The sequence below is a fragment of the Rhodovarius lipocyclicus genome (genome assembly GCF_009900765.1).
In the GTDB taxonomy this organism is placed as follows: domain Bacteria; phylum Pseudomonadota; class Alphaproteobacteria; order Acetobacterales; family Acetobacteraceae; genus Rhodovarius; species Rhodovarius lipocyclicus.
The window spans coordinates 1-22,917 of sequence record NZ_JAAABL010000012.1; the positions used below are offsets into that span (position 1 = coordinate 1).

Annotated in this window: 20 protein-coding genes and 1 pseudogene; 11 read left to right on the forward strand and 10 right to left on the reverse strand. The window is 67.4% G+C overall.

All coding sequences use genetic code 11. The features are described 5' to 3' along the window. Positions 1-449: 449 nt before the first annotated feature. The 4 genes from GT007_RS10865 to GT007_RS10880 all read left to right on the forward strand — a co-directional run bounded on the left by GT007_RS10865 (position 450) and on the right by GT007_RS10880 (position 4,281). The gene (locus GT007_RS10865) at positions 450-1,910 is read left to right on the forward strand and encodes a site-specific DNA-methyltransferase (RefSeq protein ID WP_236571605.1); all 1,461 of its coding nucleotides are present in this window, start codon (positions 450-452) and stop codon (positions 1,908-1,910) included. Continuing rightward, a complete protein-coding gene (locus GT007_RS10870) occupies positions 1,903-2,352 on the forward strand; it encodes a DUF5681 domain-containing protein (RefSeq protein ID WP_160121640.1) in 450 nt (149 codons plus the stop codon). The genes GT007_RS10865 and GT007_RS10870 overlap by 8 nt, the downstream gene beginning before the upstream one ends. A 9-nt stretch (positions 2,353-2,361) precedes the next feature. Further along, positions 2,362-3,873, forward strand: a complete 1,512-nt coding sequence (terL, locus tag GT007_RS10875; protein WP_160121641.1) for a phage terminase large subunit — start codon at positions 2,362-2,364, stop codon at positions 3,871-3,873. Positions 3,874-3,951: 78 nt separating this feature from the next. Continuing rightward, entirely contained in the window at positions 3,952-4,281 is a 330-nt protein-coding gene (locus GT007_RS10880) for a hypothetical protein (RefSeq protein WP_160121642.1), read from the forward strand. On the opposite strand, the gene GT007_RS22935 is transcribed toward GT007_RS10880, so the two are convergent. After that, entirely contained in the window at positions 4,267-4,833 is a 567-nt protein-coding gene (locus GT007_RS22935; protein ID WP_408015543.1) for a thermonuclease family protein, read from the reverse strand. The two genes, GT007_RS10880 and GT007_RS22935, sit on opposite strands and share 15 nt — an antisense overlap. A gap of 43 nt (positions 4,834-4,876) precedes the next feature. On the opposite strand from GT007_RS22935, the pseudogene GT007_RS10890 reads away from it, so the two are divergent. Further along, positions 4,877-5,421, forward strand: a pseudogene (locus GT007_RS10890) (ImuA family protein); the annotation flags it as partial. A 382-nt stretch (positions 5,422-5,803) separates the two neighbouring features. Here GT007_RS10890 and GT007_RS10895 read toward each other — a convergent pair. The 6 genes from GT007_RS10895 to GT007_RS10920 are packed head-to-tail and all read right to left on the reverse strand — an operon-like array spanning position 5,804 to position 13,270. After that, positions 5,804-8,149, reverse strand: coding sequence for a heavy metal translocating P-type ATPase (locus GT007_RS10895; protein ID WP_160121644.1), 2,346 nt, complete (start codon positions 8,147-8,149; stop codon positions 5,804-5,806). Further along, positions 8,146-9,507, reverse strand: a complete 1,362-nt coding sequence (locus GT007_RS10900; RefSeq protein WP_160121645.1) for an ATP-binding protein — start codon at positions 9,505-9,507, stop codon at positions 8,146-8,148. The genes GT007_RS10895 and GT007_RS10900 overlap by 4 nt, the downstream gene beginning before the upstream one ends. Beyond that, entirely contained in the window at positions 9,507-10,262 is a 756-nt protein-coding gene (locus GT007_RS10905; RefSeq protein ID WP_160121646.1) for a response regulator, read from the reverse strand. The genes GT007_RS10900 and GT007_RS10905 overlap by 1 nt, the downstream gene beginning before the upstream one ends. Before the next feature lie 4 nt (positions 10,263-10,266). Continuing rightward, positions 10,267-10,986, reverse strand: a complete 720-nt coding sequence (locus tag GT007_RS10910; protein ID WP_160121647.1) for a copper resistance protein B — start codon at positions 10,984-10,986, stop codon at positions 10,267-10,269. Continuing rightward, positions 10,986-12,704 (reverse strand): copper resistance system multicopper oxidase, encoded by a 1,719-nt coding sequence (locus GT007_RS10915; RefSeq protein WP_160121648.1) that lies wholly within the window; start codon positions 12,702-12,704, stop codon positions 10,986-10,988. The genes GT007_RS10910 and GT007_RS10915 overlap by 1 nt, the downstream gene beginning before the upstream one ends. A 14-nt stretch (positions 12,705-12,718) precedes the next feature. Further along, positions 12,719-13,270, reverse strand: a complete 552-nt coding sequence (locus GT007_RS10920; protein ID WP_160121649.1) for a cupredoxin domain-containing protein — start codon at positions 13,268-13,270, stop codon at positions 12,719-12,721. A 220-nt stretch (positions 13,271-13,490) separates the two neighbouring features. Between GT007_RS10920 and GT007_RS10925 the strand changes: the two genes are divergently transcribed. Next, positions 13,491-13,772 carry a hypothetical protein gene (locus GT007_RS10925; protein ID WP_160121650.1) on the forward strand — a complete coding sequence of 94 codons (282 nt, stop codon included), beginning with the start codon at positions 13,491-13,493 and terminating at the stop codon, positions 13,770-13,772. Between the two features lie 721 nt (positions 13,773-14,493). On the opposite strand, the gene GT007_RS10930 is transcribed toward GT007_RS10925, so the two are convergent. Next, positions 14,494-15,783: a hypothetical protein gene (locus GT007_RS10930; protein WP_160121651.1), complete on the reverse strand. Its 1,290-nt coding sequence runs from the start codon at positions 15,781-15,783 to the stop codon at positions 14,494-14,496. Further along, the gene (locus GT007_RS10935; RefSeq protein WP_160121652.1) at positions 15,780-16,295 is read right to left on the reverse strand and encodes a hypothetical protein; all 516 of its coding nucleotides are present in this window, start codon (positions 16,293-16,295) and stop codon (positions 15,780-15,782) included. Before GT007_RS10935 ends, GT007_RS10930 begins: the two co-directional genes overlap by 4 nt. Here GT007_RS10935 and GT007_RS10940 point away from each other — a divergent pair. The 5 genes from GT007_RS10940 (at position 16,273) to GT007_RS10960 (ending at position 21,681) form a co-directional block, all read left to right on the forward strand. Continuing rightward, a complete protein-coding gene (locus tag GT007_RS10940; RefSeq protein WP_236571606.1) occupies positions 16,273-16,884 on the forward strand; it encodes a hypothetical protein in 612 nt (203 codons plus the stop codon). The genes GT007_RS10935 and GT007_RS10940 overlap by 23 nt on opposite strands. Positions 16,885-16,961: 77 nt before the next feature. Further along, the gene (locus tag GT007_RS10945; protein ID WP_236571607.1) at positions 16,962-17,459 is read left to right on the forward strand and encodes a hypothetical protein; all 498 of its coding nucleotides are present in this window, start codon (positions 16,962-16,964) and stop codon (positions 17,457-17,459) included. Between the two features lie 8 nt (positions 17,460-17,467). Beyond that, positions 17,468-17,812 carry a DUF6950 family protein gene (locus GT007_RS10950; protein ID WP_236571608.1) on the forward strand — a complete coding sequence of 115 codons (345 nt, stop codon included), beginning with the start codon at positions 17,468-17,470 and terminating at the stop codon, positions 17,810-17,812. Positions 17,813-17,833: 21 nt separating this feature from the next. Continuing rightward, positions 17,834-19,840 carry a phage tail protein gene (locus GT007_RS10955; RefSeq protein ID WP_160121654.1) on the forward strand — a complete coding sequence of 669 codons (2,007 nt, stop codon included), beginning with the start codon at positions 17,834-17,836 and terminating at the stop codon, positions 19,838-19,840. Positions 19,841-19,851: 11 nt separating this feature from the next. After that, positions 19,852-21,681 carry a pectate lyase family protein gene (locus GT007_RS10960; protein ID WP_160121655.1) on the forward strand — a complete coding sequence of 610 codons (1,830 nt, stop codon included), beginning with the start codon at positions 19,852-19,854 and terminating at the stop codon, positions 21,679-21,681. 243 nt (positions 21,682-21,924) lie between these two features. Here GT007_RS10960 and GT007_RS10965 read toward each other — a convergent pair whose 3' ends face one another. Then, the gene (locus GT007_RS10965; protein WP_160121656.1) at positions 21,925-22,908 is read right to left on the reverse strand and encodes a hypothetical protein; all 984 of its coding nucleotides are present in this window, start codon (positions 22,906-22,908) and stop codon (positions 21,925-21,927) included. Positions 22,909-22,917: the final 9 nt, after the last annotated feature.

Below are 22,917 nucleotides of genomic sequence, written 5' to 3' on the forward strand. Positions count from 1 at the left end.
TCTTCGGAAAGAACGGCCGCAGCCGCTCCATCTGCTCATCCGTTAGCCAAAACAGGTCGCTCATCCCGGTCTCCTCGCGGAGCCTGAATCAGATCGCGACGCTCATATCAATGGGTCCTGACCCTAGACAGCGATTCTGGTGTTTGGCATCTTCCGCTGCGAAGTACCCTACCGACTCCGTCTCAGCTTCGAGGTGTCGGTTGAGCGTAGGTGTGACCGCCTAGGCCAGCAGTGCTTCCCGCGTGTGGGCACGCTCAAGGCATCCTGCCGAGAGCCAGCTTGCCGTGATGGTCTTTTGAAATTGGCGCTCACCCATAGCGCTGATCGAGAGATTGATCATGGCAAAGCCCTCGTCTCGGGGCCGTGCGGCGCACGCTGTACGCTCCGTCTCGCAAGCTAATCGCGATATCCGTGTCGCTGATCAGGTTGTCCTTAGGTCGATAAGCGACTTGCAGCTGCATCCGCATAACACGCGGACGCACAGCAAAAACCAGATCGGGCAGCTCACCGCCTCCATCCGTGAGTTCGGCTTCACGCAGCCGATCCTCATAGACGAGCACAACACCATCCTGGCTGGCCACGGACGCCACGCGGCAGCCAAGCGCCTGGGTATGACCGAGGTGCCCACCATCTGCATCTCCGGCCTATCCATGGCGCAGCAGCGTGCCCTGCTGCTGGCCGACAACAAGATCGCCGCGAATGCCGGGTGGGACCTGGAGCTCCTGACAGAAGAGCTCGAGGCGTTGTCAGTCGAGCTGCCGGAGCTCGAGATCGATGTAGGCATCACTGGTTTTGAGCCAGATGAGATCGAGGCGATGCTGGCGGCGCCGCGCAAGGGCCGCCCGGCACCTGACGATCTGCCACCACCCCCAGAGCCGCTACCAGTCTCCCACCTGGGTGACCTCTGGTTGCTCGGCAAGCACCGACTGCTCCATGGAGACGCCCGTAGCGCGGACGGCATGGCGCGCCTCATGCAGGGCGATGTCGCCGCCATGATCCTGACCGACCCGCCCTACAACGTGGAGGTCAATGGTCATGTCCGCGGTCGAGGCAAGCATCGGTTCGACGAATTTGCCTTCGCCAGCGGCGAGATGAGCGCGAAGGAATTTACCTCCTTCCTCGACACCTGCATCGGCAACATGGTCCACCATCTCCGCGATGGCGGCCTCGGCTACTTCTTCATGGATTGGCGCCATCTGCCGGAGCTGCACGCCGCGGCCATGGCGCATTTCACCGAGCAGAAGAACCTCATCGTCTGGGACAAGCGGACCGCCGGCCAAGGCTCCTTCTACCGCAGCCAGCACGAGCTCTGCGCGGTCTTCAAGTCCGGCGATGCACCGCACGTCAACAACGTCGGCCTCGGCAAGCACCGTCCCACCCGCTCGAACATCTGGTCCTATGCGGGGGTGTCGGGCTTCCGACAGGGGCGAGCTGAAGAGCTGGCCATGCACCCCACCGTCAAGCCGCTGGCGATGATGGCGGACGCCATCATCGATGCCACGCGGAAGGGCGAGACCGTACTGGATCCCTTCTTGGGGTCGGGCACCACCCTCATGGCGGCCGAGCACACCGGCCGGCAGTGCTGCAGCATGGAGTACGACGCCCGATACGTGGATGTCGCCATTCGCCGCTGGCAGACCTTCACCGGCCAGGAAGCCGTGCTGGCGGGCGACGGGCGCACCTGGCGCGAGGTGCGAGAGGCACGCCGGACCGAAGCAGAAGCCTCCGCTGCACAGCCCGCTGAACCCCATTCCCCCATTCGCCCCGTGGTCCCGCGGGTGCGGATCCTGCCGCCGCATCTGCGGACGCCCGCCGGCGGCGGCTCCACCCAACCCCTGGATAGGCTGCAGCACGAAGCTGCGCGCGTCAGTGACCTTCCCCCCGATTCTAAGGACACGAAATATGGCTAAGCATCGTGGGCCACGTCGCCCGACCGATGCCCCGCGCGGCTACTGCAAGGCGCCGCCTGAGCATCAGTTCAAACCAGGCCAAAGTGGCAACCCCAAGGGGCGCCCGCGGGGCCGCCGAAGCAAGTCTGCGGAGGAAATCTTCCTCCAGCTGGCAGACAAGCTGGTGACGGTCAGCGACGCCAGCGGAAAGAAGCGCATCCCCATGATCGAGGCGATCTTCAGCGGCCTTTTTGCCTCTGCCGCCAAAGGGGACCGCCATGCACGCACGCTGGTGCTTCAGCAGCATCATCGCCTCACCTCGGCACAGCAAGCCGTCAGCGACAACGAAGAACGAGACATCACGGCTGAGGACGAGGCGATCCTGCAGAACTTCCTGGATCGGCTCCCCGCCGAAGATCGCCTGCTCCCGTCAGCACCCACCGACACCCCCTCTGAAGGGTAGGAATGAAGCATGGAGCCGACCCTGCCACTTCTGATAGTCCCCCCGCCGCCAAGCCTAATTATCCCTGCGGCGCCGGCCATCATCCGGGCATTCACCCGTGATGCATCTGGCGTCAACGAGGAGCGGCTTCGCGCCTTGCGTGCCATACTGCGCACGAATTTCACCAGCTTCATCGAGCGCTGCTTCTATCAGCTGAACCCCGGCACCCCGTTCGTGCCGGAGTGGTACATTCGAGCCATGGCGTATGAGCTCGAGCGCATCTGGCTCGGTGACAACCATCGCTTGATGATGAACGTGCCGCCAAGGTCACTGAAGTCCATCTCGGCCTCAGTGGCCCTGCCTGCCTTCCTGCTCGGGCATGACCCCAAGCTGCGTATTCTGTGCGTGAGCTACAGCAATGATCTGGCGGCGAATTTCAGCAACCAGTTCCGCACCATCGTGACCTCGGACTGGTACCGGGAACTCTTCCCGAACATGTGCATCGACCCGCGCAAGAACACCGAGATCGAAACCCACACCATGCTGCGCGGCTTTCGCCGTGCCACTTCGCCCGGCGGCACGCTGACTGGTCTCGGCGCTGACATCATCATCATCGATGACCCCATCAAGGCCGAGGATGCGATGTCCGAAGCGAAGCGCGAGGCTGTCAACAACTGGTACGTGAATACCCTGGTGTCTCGCCTTAACGACAAGGCGACGGGCGCCATCGTGGTGGTCATGCAGCGGGTCCACATGAACGATCTGTCGGGCTTCCTGCGTGAGCGGTCGGACGACTGGAAAGTGCTATCTCTGCCGGCCATCGCCCCCGAAGACGCGACCTTCGCGCTGCCTGGGGGCAGGCACTACTTCCGGCGAGCTGGCGAAGCCCTTTCCTTACGTGAGCCGGTGGAGCTTCTGCGGAAATTGGAGCGGGAGCTAGGGTCGGATTCCTTTGCCACCCAATACTTGCAGCAACCGGCACCCCCGGGCGGTTCGATGGTCAAGCGCGAGTGGATAAAGCGCTACGATACCCCGCCCGAACCCGGGACTGGCGTGACCTACATCAGCTGGGATACCGCTTCAAAGGGAGGTGCCGAGAACTCCTACTCGGTGGGCTTGGTCCTCCAGCGGGTAGCCACCGACCGGTTCTATGTTCTGGAGGTGGTTCGCCGCCGCATGGTGTTCCCTGACCTGCAAAAAGCCGCGGAGAAACTGGCGGCTCAATACCGTGGCGCCCTCACATTGGTGGAGGACACCGCCATCGGACCGGCGGTCATCACCGCGCTGATGAGAACTGTTAAAGTCGTGGCGATCAGGCCAGAGGGGGATAAGGAGGCGCGTCTTTCGAGGGTCACGGCATTGATGGAGCGCGGGGAACTTTACCTTCCGGTCCGGGCCCCTTGGCTCGAGGCGTTCGAGGCAGAGCTTTTCTCCTTCCCGGGGAGCCGCTTCAACGACCAGGTCGACGCGCTCAGTCAGGTCCTGAACCACAGCGCCAAAGACGCGTACTGGGGCTGGGTGAACTTGTACAAGGGTTCTTAAGCTATCGATTGCCCTCCGCGCTTTTGCACAAGCGCGGAGGGCAGATGCTGATGTCGGGGCTCGGAGGAAGTGTCAGAAATGGCAGGCGTGCCAGACGGGGAGATCATCACCTTCACGGTGCGGAACGCTCGCCCGGTGGACAGCAAGGTTCTGTTCGCGCTGGTGGACGTGGATCTGGAGATCGCGGGGGTGCTATTGACCATAGCTGGCATCCAGGTGCGACGCCTGCCCAAAGGCGGAAGCTCCGTGCACCTGCCGACCTACAAGGCCGCGGACGGTAGCTGGAAGCCCGCCATCATGCTGCCGGAGGAAGTCCGCGCACCCCTGGCCGAGACCGTACTCGCCTTTCTGGTCGAGGAAGGCCTAGCCGTTCCAAAGACCAGCGCCTGGTCTTTAGCCGGTGGGTGAAGGCGCTGAGTGCGTACCGCACCACCCGGCACGCCGGCCACCCTCGTAAGGCCGTGGAAGCCCTTCCCGGATCATCACCTGCGCGACATCCCGACCACGGCTGTCGCGCACGACGGCAAGCATCCGGCCATACCGATCGCGCCCACTCGGCGAGAGCCGCACACCGCCGGCGACCAGCTGCGCCATTCTGTCGCGCGCCTGCCGAGCCATCGCGCGTTCCCGCGGGCACTGGCCACGCATCTCTGGCGTATCTAGCCCAACGATCCGCACGCGCTCTCGCCCTACCCGCAGCGTGTCTCCATCCACGGCATAGGCGCGCTGCTGCGCCGAGGCTGGTGCCGCGGCGAGCACTAGAATGGTGGCGGCGCCAAGAAGGCTTCGAAACATGTAGCAGGCTCCATCAGCTCGGCGGATCGGGATGCTTGACTCTGCATCTCGGATGGGAACAAACATGGAACCTACTTCCCCGTCCACCCCCGATCTACCACCGTGATGAAGTCCCTCCAGCTGCCCCCCCTCGCTAACCGAACTCCGCGCCCGCATCGACCGCATCCAGGGTACGCGTAAGGCTGGCCGCGCCGTGCTTCCCTTCGGGATGGCCGCGATAGACCGCGCCTTACCCGATGGCGGCTTGGCCCTGGGCGCACTGCATGAGATCGCCGGAATGGCGCGGTTGATGGCGCCGCCGCCGCCCTCTTCACCGCCGGGATCGCCGGCCGCACCAAGGGCAAGGTGCTTTGGTGCATCTCACGCCCCGATCTGATCGCCCCCGCCCTGGCCCAGGCCGGTCTGACCCCCAACCGCGTCATCTACGTCGAGGCCCATGATGAGAAGGGCGTGCTCGCCTGCTTCGAGGAGGGGCTGCGCCACGGCGGCCTAGGCGCGGTGGTGGGCGAGGTCGCCAAGCTCTCCATGACCGCCTCCCGCCGGCTTCAGCTGGCTGCGGAGACCGGTGGCACCATCGGCATCGCCATCCGCCGCTGGCGCCGCCAGACCGAGGCCAGCGACTTCGGCCAGCCCACCGCCTCCGTCACACGGTGGCGGGTTTCTGCCCTCCCATCATCCCCACTGCCCGTGCCCGGCGTCGGCCGCGCCCGCTGGCTGGTTGAGCTGATCCGTTGCCGTGCTGGCGAGAGTGCGCTGCAGGATCATCTCGCCCTTCTGAGGATAGTACTTGATCAGCGGACGCAGGCCGCCACCGCCAGGCAGGTTCAGATCCACCTCCGCGGCACGGGCCATGGCTGTCCACGCCGCGGCCATTGCCGCCGTGCCGCCGATCACATGCCGCCGACCCATCATGACCATTGTTCCCTCTCGCCTCGGTGTCCGGCCTACACGCTACGCTCCGATCCGGCATAGGGTCCAAACGGCAAGCGCGATGAAACCGATCGCGCTGGCCGAATGAACTCACACCGCGCGTCGGACCGGCGCATGCTGAGGTCTTAACAGTCGGAAGGTTGCGTGGGTTGCGGCCGCGTGCCCGGCCCATCTTCGGGACAGCAACGGAGAGAAGCACCTGTTCCTACGACGGATTAACCCAGCGCAGGCGCAAGGCATTGCCCACGACGCTGACCGAGGAGAGCGCCATCGCCGCCGCGGCGAAGACCGGCGAGACCAGAATGCCGAAAGCCGGATAGAGCAGCCCCGCCGCCACCGGCACGCCGGCCGCATTGTACGCGAAGGCAAAGAACAGGTTCTGCCGGATATTGCGCATCACTGCCCGTGACAGCCGCCGTGCCCGCAGAATGCCGGTCAGGTCCCCGCCCAACAGCGTGACGCCGGCGCTCTCGATCGCGACGTCGGTGCCCGTGCCCATGGCGATCCCGACCTCGGCCGCGGCCAGAGCCGGGGCATCGTTCACGCCGTCACCGGCCATGCCCACGCGCTTTCCCTCGGTCCGCAGCCGCTCGACGATGCGCTGCTTATCCTCCGGCAGCACCTCGGCCTTTACGGTCGCGATGCCGAGCCGCTTCGCCACCGCCTCGGCCGTCGTGCGGTTGTCGCCCGTCAGCATCACCACCTGGATGCCCTCGGCCGCGAGGCCCGCCAGGGCGTCCGGCGTCGTGTCCTTCACCGGATCGGCGACGGCCACGATGCCGGCGGGCTTGCCGTCGACCGAGACGAAGAAGGCCGTGGCACCCTCGGCGCGCTGGCGATCCGCCGCTTCTTCCAGGGATGCCGCATCGACAGACATTTCCTGCATCAGCCGTGCATTGCCTACCGCCACGCGCCGGCCTTCCACCGTGCCGGTTACCCCCCGGCCCACCGGAGCGTCGAAATCCTCGGCCGCCGGCACTGCAAGGCCGCGTGCCTCGGCCGCGCGGACCACGGCCTCCGCCAGCGGGTGCTGGCTCGGCCGTTCCAGCCCTGCGGCCAGCCGCAGCAACTCGTCCTCCGCCATATCCGGCACGGGCAGGACAGCCACCACCTCCGGCCGGCCGCGCGTCAGCGTGCCGGTCTTGTCGACCACCAGGGTGTCGATGCTCTCCAGGCGTTCCAGCGCCTCGGCGCTCTTGATCAGCACACCCGCTTGCGCACCGCGACCCACGCCCACCATGATCGACATGGGCGTGGCCAGGCCCAACGCGCATGGGCAGGCGATGATCAGCACCGTCACGGCCGCGACGATGGCATAGGCGGCGCGCGGATCGGGTCCCCAGACCAGCCAGCCCAGGAAGGCCAGCCCCGCGATACCCACAACCGCCGGCACAAACCATGCCGCAACGCTGTCGGCCCGGCGCTGGATCGGTGCCTGGCTGCGTTGCGCCGCCGCCACCATCTGCACGATGCGGGCCAGCACCGTGTCCTGCCCCACGCGCTCGGCGCGCATCACGAAGCCGCCCTGGCCATTCAGCGTGCCACCAATCACGTGCGCGCCGGCTTCCTTGCGCACTGGCGCAGGTTCGCCCGTCACCATGCTCTCATCGACATTGCTGGCACCTTCCAGCACCTGGCCGTCCAGTGGCACCTTGTCGCCGGGGCGCACCCGCAGCCGGTCGCCGACCGCGACGGCCGAGAGCGGCACTTCTTCCTCCGAACCGTCCTCGTGCAGCCGGCGGGCGATATCGGGTGCGAGCTTCAGCAGCGCCCGGATGGCCCCGCCTGTCCGTTCACGCGCGCGCAGTTCCAGGATCTGGCCCAGCAGCACCAGCACCACGATCACGGCAGCGGCCTCGAAATACACGGCCACCGCGCCGTCCATGCCGCGAAAGGCCGGTGGGAACACGCCCGGCGCCAGGGTGGCCACGACGCTGTAGAGCCAGGCGACGCCCGTGCCGAGGGCGATCAGCGTGAACATGTTCAGGCTGCGGTTCATCAACGACAGCCAGCCGCGATGAAAGAAGGGCCAGCCCGCCCACAGCACCACCGGCGTGGCGAGGACCAGCTGTATCCAGTTGGAGGCCGTCTGCTCCACGAGATGGCCAAGACCGAGCAGATGCCCGCCCATTTCAAGCACGAAGACCGGCAGTGCCAGCACCAGCCCGATCCAGAAGCGGCGGGTGAAATCCACCAGTTCCGGGTTGGGGGGCGCCTCGGCCGAGGCAATGACCGGCTCCAGCGCCATGCCGCAGATCGGGCAGCTGCCAGGGCCGGGCTGGCGGATCTGCGGGTGCATCGGGCAGGTGTAGACGGCGCCCGGCGCCACGGCCTCCGCACGGAGGGACGTGACGCCTCGGCCGAGATAGCGGCCGGGCTCCGCCTTGAACTTCGCCTGGCAGCCCGACGAACAGAAGAAATAGCGCTGTCCCGCATGTTCCTGGTGGTGGGTCGCCGTCGCGGGATCGACGGTCATGCCGCAGACCGGATCCTTCACCGCGTCTGCCCCGGCGTGGTGGTGATGCCCGCCATGCCCATGATGTCCGCTCATGCTGTCCGCCTCGCTGCTTCAACAGGTTGTGCCGCCATGGGCATGCCGCGCGGCAGGGCGAGACGGGCGATCAGCCCGCCATCCGGCCGGTTGCTGAGGGAAACGGAGCCACCATGCCGCTCCGCCACCTGCCGCGCGATGGTCAGGCCGAGCCCGGAACCGACCAGCTCCGGTGTGCGGGACGGATCCAGCCGCCGGAACGGTTCGAAGGCGGCCTCCAAATCGGCCTGGGGAATACCGGGGCCGTCGTCTTCAACCGTCACGGTGATGACAGTCCCCTCCTCAGACAGGCTGACGCGGGCGGTGCGGCCATAGCGGATTGCATTGTCCACCAGATTGCCGATGGCCCGTTTCAGCGCGAGCGGACGGCAGAGCAGCCTGAGCTGTGATGGGCCCTCGTAGCTCACCGCTTTGCCGGCGTCGCTCGCGTCGTCGCAGATCGTGGCGACGACGGCCGCGAGATCGGCCATACGAGGTGTTTCCTGCTCCGCATCGCCGCGCAGGTAAGCCAGGGTGGAGGCGATCATCGCTTCCATCTCATCGAGGTCGGTTTCCATCTTGCGCCGGGTCTCGGCATCCTCGACGAAGCCGCTGCGCAGGCGCAGCCGCGCAATGGGCGTGCGCAGGTCGTGACTGACGGCGGCCAGTGCCTGGGTACGGTCCGAGATCAGGCGGTCGATGCGCGCCTGCATGCGATTGAAGGCCCGCGCGGCATGGCGCACCTCTCGCGGACCGTCCTCCGGTACCGCGGCGGTGGCGGCAGGACCACCCACCCGGTCAGCGGCGGCCGCCAGTTCCCGCAGCGGCTTGCCGATCAGCCGCACCACCAGAAGGCCGATCAGCAGGATTCCCAACGCCATCGCGCTGGTGGACAGGATCTCCTCGTGCTCCGTTGCCACTGGCCGGAACAGCGCCGCGGCAAAATTCAACCAGGAGCCATCGGGCAGTTGCAGGGCGCCGGCCAGCTGATGAGGCGGGGCGGCACCACCGGCCGTGCCCAGTCTCAGGCCTGTTGCCGCGAGTTCCGGGGCCAGTTCGAGCAGGCGCGCCCTGATTGCCAAGGCGCGTGCGCCAGATGCTTCAGCGGCGCCCACGGTGGGCGCCGGGGTCCAGTGCATGTCGAGCATGGCGGACGAGAGGGCATGCGCTGTGTGGTCGCGCTCGCCTGCCGGAAGGGCGGCCAAAGCCCGCCTAGTGCTCGCCAGCCGTTCGGCAAGCTGTTCCTCGCGCGTCGTGCCGACCAGCGCGTGGGTGCCGCTGCTGTGCAGCCACAAGCTGCCCAGATGCGAGGCGGTCAGGCCCACGAGCAGAACCAACACGATCCGCCCGCCCAGCGTGTCGGGGAGCAACCGGCGCATCAGCCGCGCGTCACGGCAGGGATGAACATGTAGCCGGCACCGCGGATCGTCTTGATCATGGCCGGGCTGTCCTCGGTCGGTTCGATCTTGCGGCGCAGCCGGCTGACCATAACGTCCACCGAACGGTCGATGCTCTCCGATATCCGGTTCCGGGCCAGATCCAGCAGCTGGTCGCGGCTGAGCACCCGTTGGGGATGTTCGCAGAAGGCAAGTAGCATGTCGTACTCGCCGCCTGACAACTCCACGGCGCTGCCATCGGAGGCGGTGAGTTCCCGGCGCCGGCGGTCCAGCGTCCAGCCCGCGAAGATCACGCGGTCGCCGAAGGGAGCGGCCGCGTCGGCCTCCGTGTGCGGCTGCGAACGGCGCAGCAGCGCACGGACACGTGCCAGCAGTTCCGGCTGGCTGAAGGGCTTGGGGATATAGTCGTCCGCGCCGAGTTCCAGCCCGAGCACGCGGTCGGCCTCCTCGCCACGGGCGGTGACCATGATGATGGGCACCCGCGTGCGTGCGCGCAGAGCCTTTGTCAGGTCCAGCCCGGAATGCCCGGGCAGCATGAGATCCAGCAGGACGAGGTCGATGGATGCTGCGGCCAGGCTCTCCCACATCTCGCGCCCGTCCCGGGCGCCGGTCGCGCGGTAGCCGTTCTGGCGCAGGATCCTGGTCAGCAGGTTGCGCATTTCCCCGTCATCCTCGACGACCAGGATATGCGCCCCGTCCGAGAGGTTGCCAGGTGAAATGCCGCGCGGAGTTTCCATGGCCTCAGAATAGCGACCGGATGCCGAAAACGGCATAGCTGCTGGATACGCGGTCTCCCTCATGCCGCATCTCGGTGGCCGTGCGGCCCAGCAGCCTCTCCCAGCCGACCTCTACATAGGGCGCGATGCGCGGCGTGAACTCGTAGCGCAGTTGCGCCGAGAGCCGGACATCCGTGAAGCCGGCGAAGCGCCGCATTTCCCGATCATCGCCTGATTGGACATTCGTCGCGATACGGGGTCGCAGATACAGACCGGGTCCGTTGTCGCCGAACACCTGGCGGGCAACCAGCAGGTCGGTCGACATTTCCAGCCGGCCGGAAGCGATACCGCGCTCGCTGACATAGGCGGTGGCCTCGACCTCGTAGAAATAAGGGGCGATGCCGCTGAGGCCGATGGCGGCGTGGTTGCGGTTGCCGCGCAGGAAGTCGCGGCGCCAGCCGACATTGAAGTCCCAGAAGGTCGAGAGGCGGCGGTTGTAGAACAGCTGCAGTTCCGCATCCTTGGTGCGGCCGCGGGTCGCCTCGCCCTCGGTGCGCAGGAACACCCGGTGGTCGGCGGTGCCGATGCGGGCATCGAAATCCCAGCTGAAACGGTTGCCTTCGGCCGAGCCGCCCCAGTCGAACTGGTTCAGCCGGAAGCGCGAGTTGATGACGTCATGCCCCTGGGCCAGGGCCGGGGCGGCGCTGCCCAGGAGCGCGAGCGCGGCGGCGGCGAGAACGCGCATCAGCCTGCCCCCCCGACGCGCGTGGGTTCGACGATGAAGCGTGTCATCATTCCGGCCTCCATGTGGAAAAGCAGATGGCAGTGGAAGGGCCATTCGCCCACTTCGTTCGCGGTCAGCAGAGCCGATGCCTCGCTGCCTGGGGGCACAAGAATCACGTGCTTGTAGGGCAGGCGGTTTCCCGCGCCGTTCTCCAACTCCATGAACATGCCGTGCAGGTGCATGGGGTGGGCCATCATGGTCTCGTTCATGAAGCGCAGCCTGATGCGCTCACCCTCTCGCGCGCGGACGGGGTCCTCCATGCCGAATGGGCGGCCGTCTATGGTCCAGATGTAGCGGTTCATCTGCCCGGTCAGCCGCACCAAGATCTCCCGGGAGGGTGCCGGGGCGGAAGGACGCGAGACAGTGCTGCGCAGGTCGGCATAGCGCAGGGCGCGCTTGCCCGGCGGGGTGCCCGCGCTGGTCCAGCCCATGGTCCGGCCATCGGCCATGCCGGGCATGGCGGCCATGGAGTGCCCGGCATGCGGATCGATTGAGACTGCTGCTCCCATCGGCATGGCGTGGCCTGCATGCGGGTCCGCACTGCCGGAGGCGCCCATGGGCATGCTGTGGCCCGCATGCCCACCGCCACCATGGGCCATGCCCATGTCGGACATGGTCAGCACCGTGCGGGGACGAAGGGGCGGAATCGGCCCCGACATCCCCGCACGTGGGGCCAGCGTCGCGCGGGCATAACCGCTGCGGTCGACGGGTTCGGCCATGATCGTATAGGCGCGCGCCTCCGGCGGCGTGACGATCACGTCATAGGTCTCGCCGATACCGATGCGGAATTCATCCACTGGCATGGGCAGCACGGGCATTCCGTCGGCGCCCACCACCAGCATGCGCAGATCGGGGAGCGCTACGTCGAAGATGCTCATGGCGGAACCGTTGATGATGCGCAGCCGTACTCTCTCGCCGGGCGTGAATAGTCCGGTCCAGTTATCCGCCGTGCCCTGGCCGTTCACCAGGAACTGATAGCCCGTGACATCCGCGAGGTCCGTCGGGTCCATCCGCATCTCACCCCAGTCCAGGCGGTCTCGGATCGTGGCACCGAGCCCGTCCCGCCGGCTGTCGCGCAGGAAATCGATGAAGGTGCGCTGCCCGCGATTGTAGTATCCCTCTCGCGCGCGAAGGTTCCGGAAGATGGCTGTGGGGGATTCCCGACTGTGATCGGACAGGAACACCACATAGTCGCGCGCCGCGGTCAGTGCCTCGGGCCTCGCGGGCTCGATCACGATGGCCCCGTACATGCCGGCCTGCTCCTGGCCGGCGGAATGGCTGTGGTACCAATAGGTGCCCGACTGACGCAGCCGGAAGCGGTAGGTGTAGGTGCCGCCCGGCGGAATGGCGACATAGCCGTTGAAGCCGGGGGCGCCATCCATCACGCCGGCCAGCAGCAGGCCATGCCAGTGAATGGAGGTGGGTTCATTAAGGCGGTTTACCACCCGGATGACCACTTCCTGCCCCTCTCGCCAGCGCAACGTGGGCGCGGGGACGGAGCCGCCGATGCTGATCGCATCGCTGGTGACGCCATCCACCGTGATGCGCGTGCGCTCCACGGCCAGGTCGATCTGCTCGTCGGCGGCCGCGAAGCTGCGGCGGCCGGGATAGGCGACGATGGTGCCGGCGGCGGCCATGCCGCCCGCCAGGCGCAAACTGTCTCTGCGCGACAGGGACATGGTGCCGCCCCCGTTTAGCGCGGCGTCACGACGAGGTCGGCGCGCATGCCGCTCTCGAAGTGGCCGGGAATGTTGCAGGCGATTTCGATCGTGCCGGCGCGGTCGAAACGCCAGGAGATCTCGCCGGTGCGGCCGGGCTCGACCAGCACGGTGTTGGGGGCCGTGTGGTCCATGTTGTGGCCGCCAGGCATGGCCATTCGCAAGTTGACCACGCGCTCCGGCGTGATCATGCCGTGCTCCATCATCATCGCCATCTCGGGCCGGTGGGCGGCGTGAGTCTCAGCGGGTGCGAAGCTGAATTCGTGCAGCAGCGTGCCTTTATTCACCGCCACGAAGCGGATGGTTTCTCCGGCACGGACCTGGATGCGCGGAACGCTGTAAGCGTTGTCCGTCATTTCGATGCGGATGACGCGGCCCTGCCCGCGCGGCGCCGGGACGCCGAGCAGTTCGGACTGGTTGCCATGGCCATCGGGTGCGGCGGCGGCGGGTACGGAGGCGAAGGGCGCCAGCAGCGCCAGGGCGGCGGCAACGCCCCATGCCAGCGGGCGTCGGGTGGTAGTCGTCATGGGTATCTCTCTGTCCTGCTGTGCCGGGCCGTGATGTCGCCCTCGAGCAGAGAGATGCCAGCCGTTTTTGGACGAACGACAACCGGTTCATGACAAAGTATTACCGGCGGCGCCCGCATGGGGGCGTGCGCCGGGCCGGGAAGGCCCTCAATCCAGCAGGTCGGGTTCCTCGGCGGTGATGATCTTCTGCAACAGCGGGAAGAAGCTCAGCACGCTGCCGGTGTCCGACATCACCATGGCAGCCTTCTCGAATGCCGAGGATCCGCTGCTGGCCGGGCTCTGGGGGGAGATCGCGCGGCGGGTCGATGCCTATGGCCGCGTCGAGGCAGCCTACGCCGAGACCCTGGTCACCACCGCCTCCCAGTATCTGGTCCGTCGCTATGGCTGCCAGCGGCAGGTGCCGCGCGTCAGGGGCGGGTTGGCCCTATGGCAGCGGCGGCGCGTGGGCGAGCTGTCCGTCACGTCTGATCTACTGGGCCCACGTTGCAGGTGGCTTTTGTAGCTGGCCACGGCAGCGACAAGCGCTGCCAACGCCATCAGGTCAACTCGGATGTAAGCGTGGGTGGCGGTGAGAACGAACTCCATCTGTCCCTCCAAGTGGATGGGCGGAACTTAACAGGCGCGATATCTCGGCTTCAGGCTGACACATGTCAGCCTGCACGACGTTCAGAGGAGGGTCATTCCCTGTTCTCTAAAGGATGTTTCCCTGCAATGGGGGCCATGGCTTCCCTGATATCTCCATAGAGATTTTGTCGATAACTCACTGAAAAGTGGCTCCTATTTTGGAATTTTGGTCTGCTGCGCTAGCGATGTGTGCTGACTTTCCCTGTTATTTTCCCTGCTTGCAGGGAAACCCCTACCAGACGAGTTCGCTCGCGACTGCGAGCACCGCCAGTTCCCTTGGGCGTCCCGCTCTCCGCCTGACCGAGCCCCGCCCTGAGTGGCAGGTCTCCCGGGGTTTTCGCCGCGGACCTGTTGACTGGCAGGACGCGGAGACGGCGGAAAATCGCTCTCCGGAGGCCAATTCTCTCCGGACCTGTTGCCTTGGACGATCAAGTACGCTTCTGAAAAACCTCGCTCACAGGCCGATTTCAGTCCTGGTGGTACTGGACGGGGTTCGCATTCCATTCGCCCGAGATCCGTACTTCGAACACGAACGCCTCGGCGCGGATTGAGCGCTGCAGTTATCCTTTCGCGCGGGACGATGGATTCGGGTTTTGCCTTCAGCCAGGGTCGCTGCCAGGCTTGGCGGACGATTTTGCTTCGCCGGCTGCCTGGAATTCGCTGTATGCCTTGTCCCAGTCCACACCCGAAAAGGCCTCCCGAAGACTCTGGAGGAAGTCCGGCTTGTTCAGGGTCTCGAACGTGACGTCCTTGTAGGTTTGCTTGAGCTCCATCTTCTTGATCAGATCGTCAGCGGTGGGGATGACACTTTCGAGTTGCTGCCGCAGCCACCGGCGGGCGTCCTCCTCAGTGGGGTCGGTCCTCAGCAGTTGTCCGCGGAACTTGTCGGGCGGGTTCGCCAGCACCCTGGGGACGTAGTACGCGATAATCTCCTCGCGCGACGCATCGAGGCTCCCCTTTAGCTTCGCCTTCACCGTGGCTTGAAATTCCTCGAGCTTGGCGCGCAGCTCATCCAATCGCTGCTCGAACAGCGGCTTCTGTGCCTTCAGCAGCACTCGGCCGTGGTCCTTTCCAAGTGAAGGCGTGAAGTTCTTTCGGATGTCCTCCAGAGCATCCTCAATATGCTTCGACGAAAGCTCACTCGACCGCTCGATCAGGTCGAAAGTCGTGTTGAACCGTGACTGTGCTCCCTCTGCGGCACCGAGGTTCTGAATGATCTTCGGGATCGCCAGCTTGCGCCGCTGGATGGCCGCACCGGTGAGATGCGGCTCCACGTACTGCAGGTAGGGCTCGAAGACCCGGACCTGGCGCGCGACGTCGAAGCGGACGGGTGGCGCTTCCTCCAAGCGCTGGGCAACTGCGGCGAACTGCGCCGGTGGGATGTCGTCCGAGCGGACTTCGACCGCTTGCTCCCGGATCCGCTGCTGTTCCTCGGGGGTCTTCGCCATCGCCACGGCGACCGCCTTCGCCGCCGGCGAGAGCCGGGACAGGGCCTCCCGTGCCTGCTCAGGGGACAAGCGCATGGCGTTCGGGGCGTCGGGCTCTCGGCGGTCCGCTTCGAGGTAGCGTGCGATCGGCGTGAAGATGTAGCCATCGTCGTCGACCACCAGAAAGCCTGTTCGGAGCCCCGAGGTCGAACGCACCGCAATGCCGGCATCTCGCAGCGTGGTGACGGCGGCGAGGTCGCCAAAACCCATCCGCATCACGCGTTCATCGAAGTCCAGCAAGACGGTTACGAGCTCGGGCCCATGGCGCCGCGCGAAGCGCACCACGGCATCCGCCGGTGCCTGCTGGATACCTGGTGCGGCGTAGCAGACCGACCGCTCCGCCTTATCCACGAACTCGGCGATCAGCTCGGAGTCGAGAGACAGGAAGAGCTGGGACGTCATCGCGGCTGCCTCTGCCCTCTCCGCCTGCCGCCCTGGCGCGATTGCTCACTCCGGCGCCGAAGCGAGAACAGCACGTAGGCACCAGACTCCGGGGACGTTTCCACCAGCGCCTGGCTGTAGGCGGTCCCCTCCTCTGGCTCTTCGGGAACCAGCCTTCGGACACGCTGCCAGGGTTGATCCTCTGGCGGGATTAGTTTCAGCGGCACCAGCATGTCCCGCGCGTCCTGCGGCAGGGCGAGCGTGCCGTCGGCGTCGAACTCCGGGAGCCAGTTGCGCCTCCCGCGGTCGAAGAGATACTCGAACTTCCCGAACACGCTGTTTCGGACACGCACCCGCACCTGCTCCATGCCCGGGAGAGGATGCGGACGGAATGGCCGCGTCGTGCGCTTGAGTTCCGGTTGGCGCCGATCGTCAATGTACCAGTCGGCGTCCAGCTCTGTGCCGCCGCCATCGGATTCAAGGCCTGCTGTCGTGCACCAGAGCGACTTGGTGGCGGTACCCAGCCGCGCCACCCAGGTGCTCCGCCGCGACGGCGCGCGCTGGATCGCCGAGGCCAGCTTCGATCCGCTGAACCGCACCCAGGCCGGCGTGTTGGAGGGGCTGCTCGCCGCACTCGCGGGCTCGGCCAACACGGTCCGCATCTGGGACTGGCGGCGCGAGTACCGCACCGGCGATCCGCGGAGCCAGGGCGAGGTGCCCTCGGGGCCGTATTCCTTCTCGGACGCCACCATCTTCACCGATGGCACCGGGCTGGTCGTCGGATCGGGCACGCCGTCGCTTGCTGCTGGTGCGGCGCGCGGGGCGCTGTCGCTCTCCACCCAGGGCTGGTGGCCCAACGCGGTGGCGGTCGGGGCTGGCGACCATATCGGCCTCGCCGGCCGGCTCTACATGGCGACCGCGCAGGTGGTCGCCTCCGGCGCCGGCACCGCTACCATCCCGATCGCCCCGCCGCTGCGCGCCGCCGCGCCGCTCGCCGAGCCGCTGGTGCTGACCACGCCCACCGTCGCCATGCGCCTCGCCTCCGACGACGAGGGGATGAACCCGACCCGGCCGGGGCGCTTCACCGCGATCACCATCCGCCTGGAGGAGGCCCTGCTGTGAGCGAGGGCATCACCGCTACGCCGCGGCTCTCACCCCAGGCTGCCGCCGCCGCCACCGCGCCGGTCGCGACCCCGGTGGTGCTGGTCGAACTCGACTTCGCCTCCGGGCCGATCCGCGCCTGGACCGGGCTCGGGCCGCTCAGTTGGGCCGGCGTGACCTATGAGGGCATGGGCACCATCGGCGCCGTCTCCGACATCGAGGAGACCGCCGAACTCAGGGCGGTGCGCATCACGCTCACCCTCTCCCCGGTGCCGCAGGAGGTGGTCGACATCGCCCTCGCCGAGCAGTCCTTCCGCCTCCGGCCGGCACGGCTGTGGGGCGCGCTGCTCGATGCCGAGGGCGCCTTCGTCGCCGACCCGTTCCCGCTCTGGGCCGGGCTGATGGACACCATGCAGGTGGTGGACGGGGCGGAGCCGCGCATCTCGCTCACCTGCGAGAGCCGGCTGGTCGACCTCGAGCGCGCGGAGGTGCGGCGCTACACCGATGCCGACCAGCAGGCCGAGTATCCGGGGGATCGCTTCTTCGAGTTCGTCCCCGCCCTGCAGGAGGCGGAGATCCGGCTGCCCGCCAGCTGATGGCCCGGATGCCGGATTGGCCTGCGCGGCTGGTGGCCCTGCTGGCGTCAGCGGAGGCGCGCCCCTTCGACGCCCATCGCTGGAACTGTGGGCGCTTCGCCCTCGCCGCGGTGCTGGCCACCACCGGCCGCCGACCGAGGTGGCGCAGCCTGCCGACGCTGGAGGCCTCGGCCGACAGTGCGGGCTTCCCCCGCATCCCACCGTCCTTCGCGCGGGCGGGCGATGTCGTCCTGGCAGGCGATCCGCCCCGCCTCGGCGTCGTGGTGGATGGCGGCCGGGCCGCCTTCGTCGGGCCCCGCGGCCTGCTCCGCACCCCGCTCACCACCTGCGTCACCGCCTGGCGCATCGACTGATACCCTGGAGGACCGCGACCCGTGCCTGCCGCTGTCCCCCTGATCGCCGTCGCCGCGGCTGGCATCGCCTCCGCCGCGGTCGGCGGCGGCATCATCGGTGCCGTGGTCGGCGCCGGCGCGGCCTTCATAGTCTCCGCCATTGGCCAGTCGGTCTTTCCCCAGAAGCAGAAAAGGCAGGCCAGCCTCAGCCCGCAGGCGGCGGCGATCGCCGGCTTCGACGCCGGCCAGCCTGGCGCCGGCCGCACCCAGGCCTTCCGCCAGCCCGTCACCGAGCACCAGATCGTCGTCGGGCGGTGCAAGGTGTCGGGGCCGATCGTCTTCCTGCACTCGGCGACCGACGATGAGGGCCGCGCCGACGGCCACTTCTATTCCGTGGTGGTGCTGGCCGCGCACCGCGTCCGCGCCATCGGCGAGGTCTATCTCGGCGACAAGGTCGAGAGCGATGGATCCCTCGCCGGGCTGGTCCGCATCGACCGCCATCTCGGCGACCCCGACCAGGCCGCCGACGCCAACCTGATCGCCGAGACCGCCGGCCAGTGGACCAGCGCGCATCGCGGCCGCGGCCGTGCCTATGTCGCCGTCCGGCTCAAGCTCACCGCCGAGGCCTTCCCCGCCGGCCCGCCCAACATCGCCGCCATCGTCGAGGGCGCCGACACCATCCTCGACCCGCGGACGGGGATGGTGGGCTGGTCGGACAACCCGGCGCTGCTGCTCGCCTGGTACCTCACCGCGCCCTTCGGCTGGCGGGCACCTTGGGCCGATATCGACATCCCGGCGCTGATGGCCGCGGCGAATGTCTGCGACGAGCTGGTCGGCACCCGGGCCGGGGTCTACGAGCGCCGCTACACCGCCAATGGCGTGCTGTCCCTGGCCGAGGGCAAGATCGCCATCACCCGCAAGCTCGCCGCCGCCATGGCCGGCGCGCTGGTGGTCTCGGGCGGGCGGTTCTTCATCCATGCCGGGGCGCCGGCGCTGCCCGCGGCGACGCTGACCTCGGACGATCTCCGCGGCGACGTCACCATCCAGGGCGCGCGGCCGCGGCGGGATCTCTTCAACGGGGTGAGGGCGGTCTATGTCGAGCCGGCCGCCAATTGGCAGCCGACCGACGCCCCGCCGCTGCTGGCCTCCAACTACGTCGCCCAGGATGGCGGCGAGATGATCTACCGCGACCTGGAGTTCCCGCTCACCACCTCGGTCAGCACGGTGCAGCGGCTGATGAAGGTCGAGCTGGAGCGCAACCGCCGCCAGCGCACCGTGGCCTTTCCGGCCAACCTCTCGGCGCTGCGGCTGCGGCCTTGGGAGGTGGCGACGGTCGCCCTCGACCGCCTGACACCCTTCCCGGCGCGGGTCACCGGCTGGTCGCTCGCCGCCGAGGGCGGTGTGGATCTCACCCTGGAGGAGGAGGACGCCGCGGTGTGGGACTGGAACCCGGCGGTGGATGAGCGCGCCACCGGATCGAACCCCGCCGTGGTGCTGCCCAACCCCGGTGTCATCGCCGCACCCGCCAGCATCGCAGTGGAGACACCGCCGACGACCGCATTTGCCGTGCTGTCCCTGTCCTGGGCCGCGGTCGGCTCGTCGCACCTCACAGGCTACCAGGTCGAGTTCCTCCCGGCCTCCGTCGCGGCCTGGCAGGGCTATGGCGGGTCCCTGGGTGCGACCGCCGCCGCCATTCCCACCGCCGAGCCGACCGGCTTCCGGGTGCGCGCCGTGGCGCGAAGCGGCGCGGTGTCGGGCTGGCGGCAGGCGCTCGTCCCGGCGGCGGTGGCGGCACCGACGGCGACGGGGATCAGTGGCGGCATCCGCCTCTCCGGCGGCTTCCCGCCCGATGCCGTGCGGCTGCAGGTGTTCGAGGCGACGAGCAGCAGCCTCGCTGCCGCCGTGAAGATCGCGGCCGAACCGACCAGCCTGTTCTGGGACCGCACCGGCCTCAGTGCCGGGGATACCCGTTGGTACTGGCTGCGCGCCGTCTCCGCCGAGGGCAACGTCTCGGCCCTGGCCGGGCCGGTGACAGCAACTGCGCTGTAGGGAAATCCATCATGCCCGCCCGCATCGACGACCTGCTGGTGCTCGACACCGCGGTCAGCAAGACCGATCTCGCCAAGTACCTGCGCGACAGGGAGACGGTGCTGCCAGCCGACTTCGGCGGTCTCGGTGATGGCGTCGCCGATGATCGCGCGGCCATCCAGGCCGCCTTCGATCGCGCGGCAGCCGACCAGAAATTCGCCGTCATCCCGCCCGGCACCTGGAACGTCTCCGCCGGCGTCACCCTCGGCGGCGGTGCCCGTGGGCTGATCATGCACGGCATCATCCGCTACACCGGCTCTGCTCCGGCCACCGTGCTGACCCTCGGCGATGGCGGCACCACCCGCAACGGGGAGAAGCACTATGCCGGGCTGCAGGTGATCCGACAGACCCAGTCCGACTGGCTCGACGAGGGCGACATCGGCATCCTGGTGCGCAACATCGACGCCTCGGTGGTCGAGCTGCGGCTGGTCTCGGGCTTCACAATCGGCATGCGGACGCTGGGTGACGGCCGCGGCGTCGAGGACAGCACCTTCCATCTCGGCCGCATCCTCAACAACCGCATCGGCCTCGACATCCATTGCGCCAGCGCGACCGCCTGGAACACGTCGGTCCGCTACTATGGCGGTCACTTCGCGATCGCGACCGGGATCAACCCCAGCCTGGATCGCTTCGGGATCCGCCTGTCCAAGGCGGATGGCGCCTATTCCAACCACAACCGCCATGTCTTCGACGCCCCGAATTTCGAGCTGCGCCAGCTCAATCCCAATGTGGCGATCCCGTTCCTCAACGAGACCAGCGGCTCGGCGATCCTCGGCCGGGCGCTGCGCATGGAGGCCTGCTCCCCGATCGTCGCCCGGCACACCGCCGCAGCGCAGGATTGCGAGTACGAGGTCGCCTGGTCCAACACCTACCAGGTCAGCATCGACTACACGGCAACCGCGACCCGTTGCGGCAACACCGTGCTCAACCGCCACCGCGCGCCAGCGTCGCGGCATCTGCGACTGCTGGGGTCGGTGCCCAATGTCCGGGCCGCGGCCTTCCGGCACAGCGCGACGGAGATCGGCGCTGAAGGGCTGGCGGTGGTCGCCACCTCGACCACCAGCGCCACCACCCTCGCCGGGCTGTCTTTCAACGGGCTGGACGACATCACGCCGACCACGCGAGGGCTGCTGCTCGAGGCGCAGCGGGGGCTCGCCTTCGTGGTGGACTGCTCCCAGGCCAAGGAGTTCGCCCTCGTCCATGCCCTCGTCGGAGGTGCCGACGGGGGACGGATCTTCGTGCGCTGCTTCGATGCGGCGATGAATGCGCGGGAGAACGTCGCCGGCGACGCGCTGGCCTCCATCACCACGCTGCTGTGGAACGTCCCGTCCAAGGCCTGGACGGGCGGCGCGGCCATGGCCGATGCCTCGCTGAACAAGCGCATGACGGTGCGGCTTGGGCCCGGCGTGGCCTTTGCGCAGATCGGCGTCGTCGGCTTCGACGGGCAGATCGAGGTCGAGGCGCTGCGGCTCTACGGCCTGCCCGAGGCGGCACCGGCGCTGCTCTGTGGCACGCCCGCCCTTCCAGTAGGGCAGCGGGAGTTCGCGGCGGAGGTCGCCTGGGATCTGCCGTCGCTGGCACCAGGGGCGACCAGCCTGCTCGACGTCACCGTCGGTGGCGCGCGGCAGGGGGACATTGGCCATGCCGCGCTCGCCTCCTCGACGCGGTTCATCGAGCTCGACGCCGCGGTCTGGAGCAACAACACGGTGCGCGTCATGGCCCGCAACATCTCGCCGACGGCGACCTTCGATCTCGGGGCCGCCACGCTGTCGGTGCAGGTGGTGAAAAGAAGAGCGCCATGAAGCAGCGGCACACGCGCGTCCAGCAAGTCGACCAGTTCGGCAACTGTCTACCCGCACTTGATTGATCCGCCGCGACACTCGCCTTGACGGAGGGATTGTGCGTCTGCGGTGCGCAATTCGTCGCGGTCCCCTTCGATCCACAGAAACATAGCCGCTGTCAGGCAGGACGTCGGTCTATTGGGCTATCCGAATTTCTCCAATCGGCCATTTTGGTCGCGACGGTGGTGTTGGGGGAGGACAATCCTACGAAACCATTATGATCCCGCGGTTCATCAACTCCTTGAGTTGAACGGCAGCGCCGGTCTGCTTCGATACAGCCTCTGGATCGAAGCTTCCGTCGCTGGTGAACTTGCCCTTGGCATAAAGGTGCGAATGGCTCCACAGATATGGCGTCGGCACGCCGAGCTTCCGGTACCCCATGCCGTTGAACTTCTCGAACCGGAACAGCATGCGCGGCAGTGACCAGTCGGTCTCCTCGTGCAGGCCATCAAAGCGGATCGCGTCGATCGCAGAATCGTGCCAGGCGAAGGGCGGTGTGCCGAACGGCGGGCGCCCGGCGGGGACGTTGAAGGTGCGCGAGCTCAGTGGATCGCCATTGTGCAGATGGGTGGTGAAGTTGAAGCCGCCCTCCATGCCGTGGGTGATGGCGATGAAGAACCAGGGAACATTTGTCGCCGTCGCGACCTTCTCGTAGCTGGCGCGCCCCTTGACGATCTTCGTCATGTAGAATTCGAGGTTGTCCTTCTTGTCGGGCCTGACTTCGCAGACCGCGAACCACGCGGTGTATTCCGCCTTTAGGGACGCAAAGTCGGTCTTCTTCGAGGGCAGGCCCGGCGCCGTGGTCGGCTGCATGGCCTTCGCCTTCGCCATGGACAGCGCAGCGCCCGCTACCTCCGGCGCCGGCGGCAACGCCTCGCTGCCCTGCATCTGGCTGAGCGTCCGGTTCAGCCCGTCCAGCGCGTTGCTCAGCCCAGCGAGGAAACCGCCATGGAAGGGCCCGCGCTGGGCCGCGGCGATGCAGGCCTCGATCGCGTCGATCAAGGCGTTCACAGTCTGCGCCGCCGCCAGCAGATCGGCGGTCGCGAGGCTTGATATCGCGCCGATCAGAACATGCTTTTCTCGCGCGATGATGGCGATTTCCGCAGGGTCTGTGGACGCGTCCTCACGCCTGGTGACGTGCTGCAGCGCCAGAATCGCGTCCTGGATCGCCGCCTGGTTCAACGACATGTAATTTCC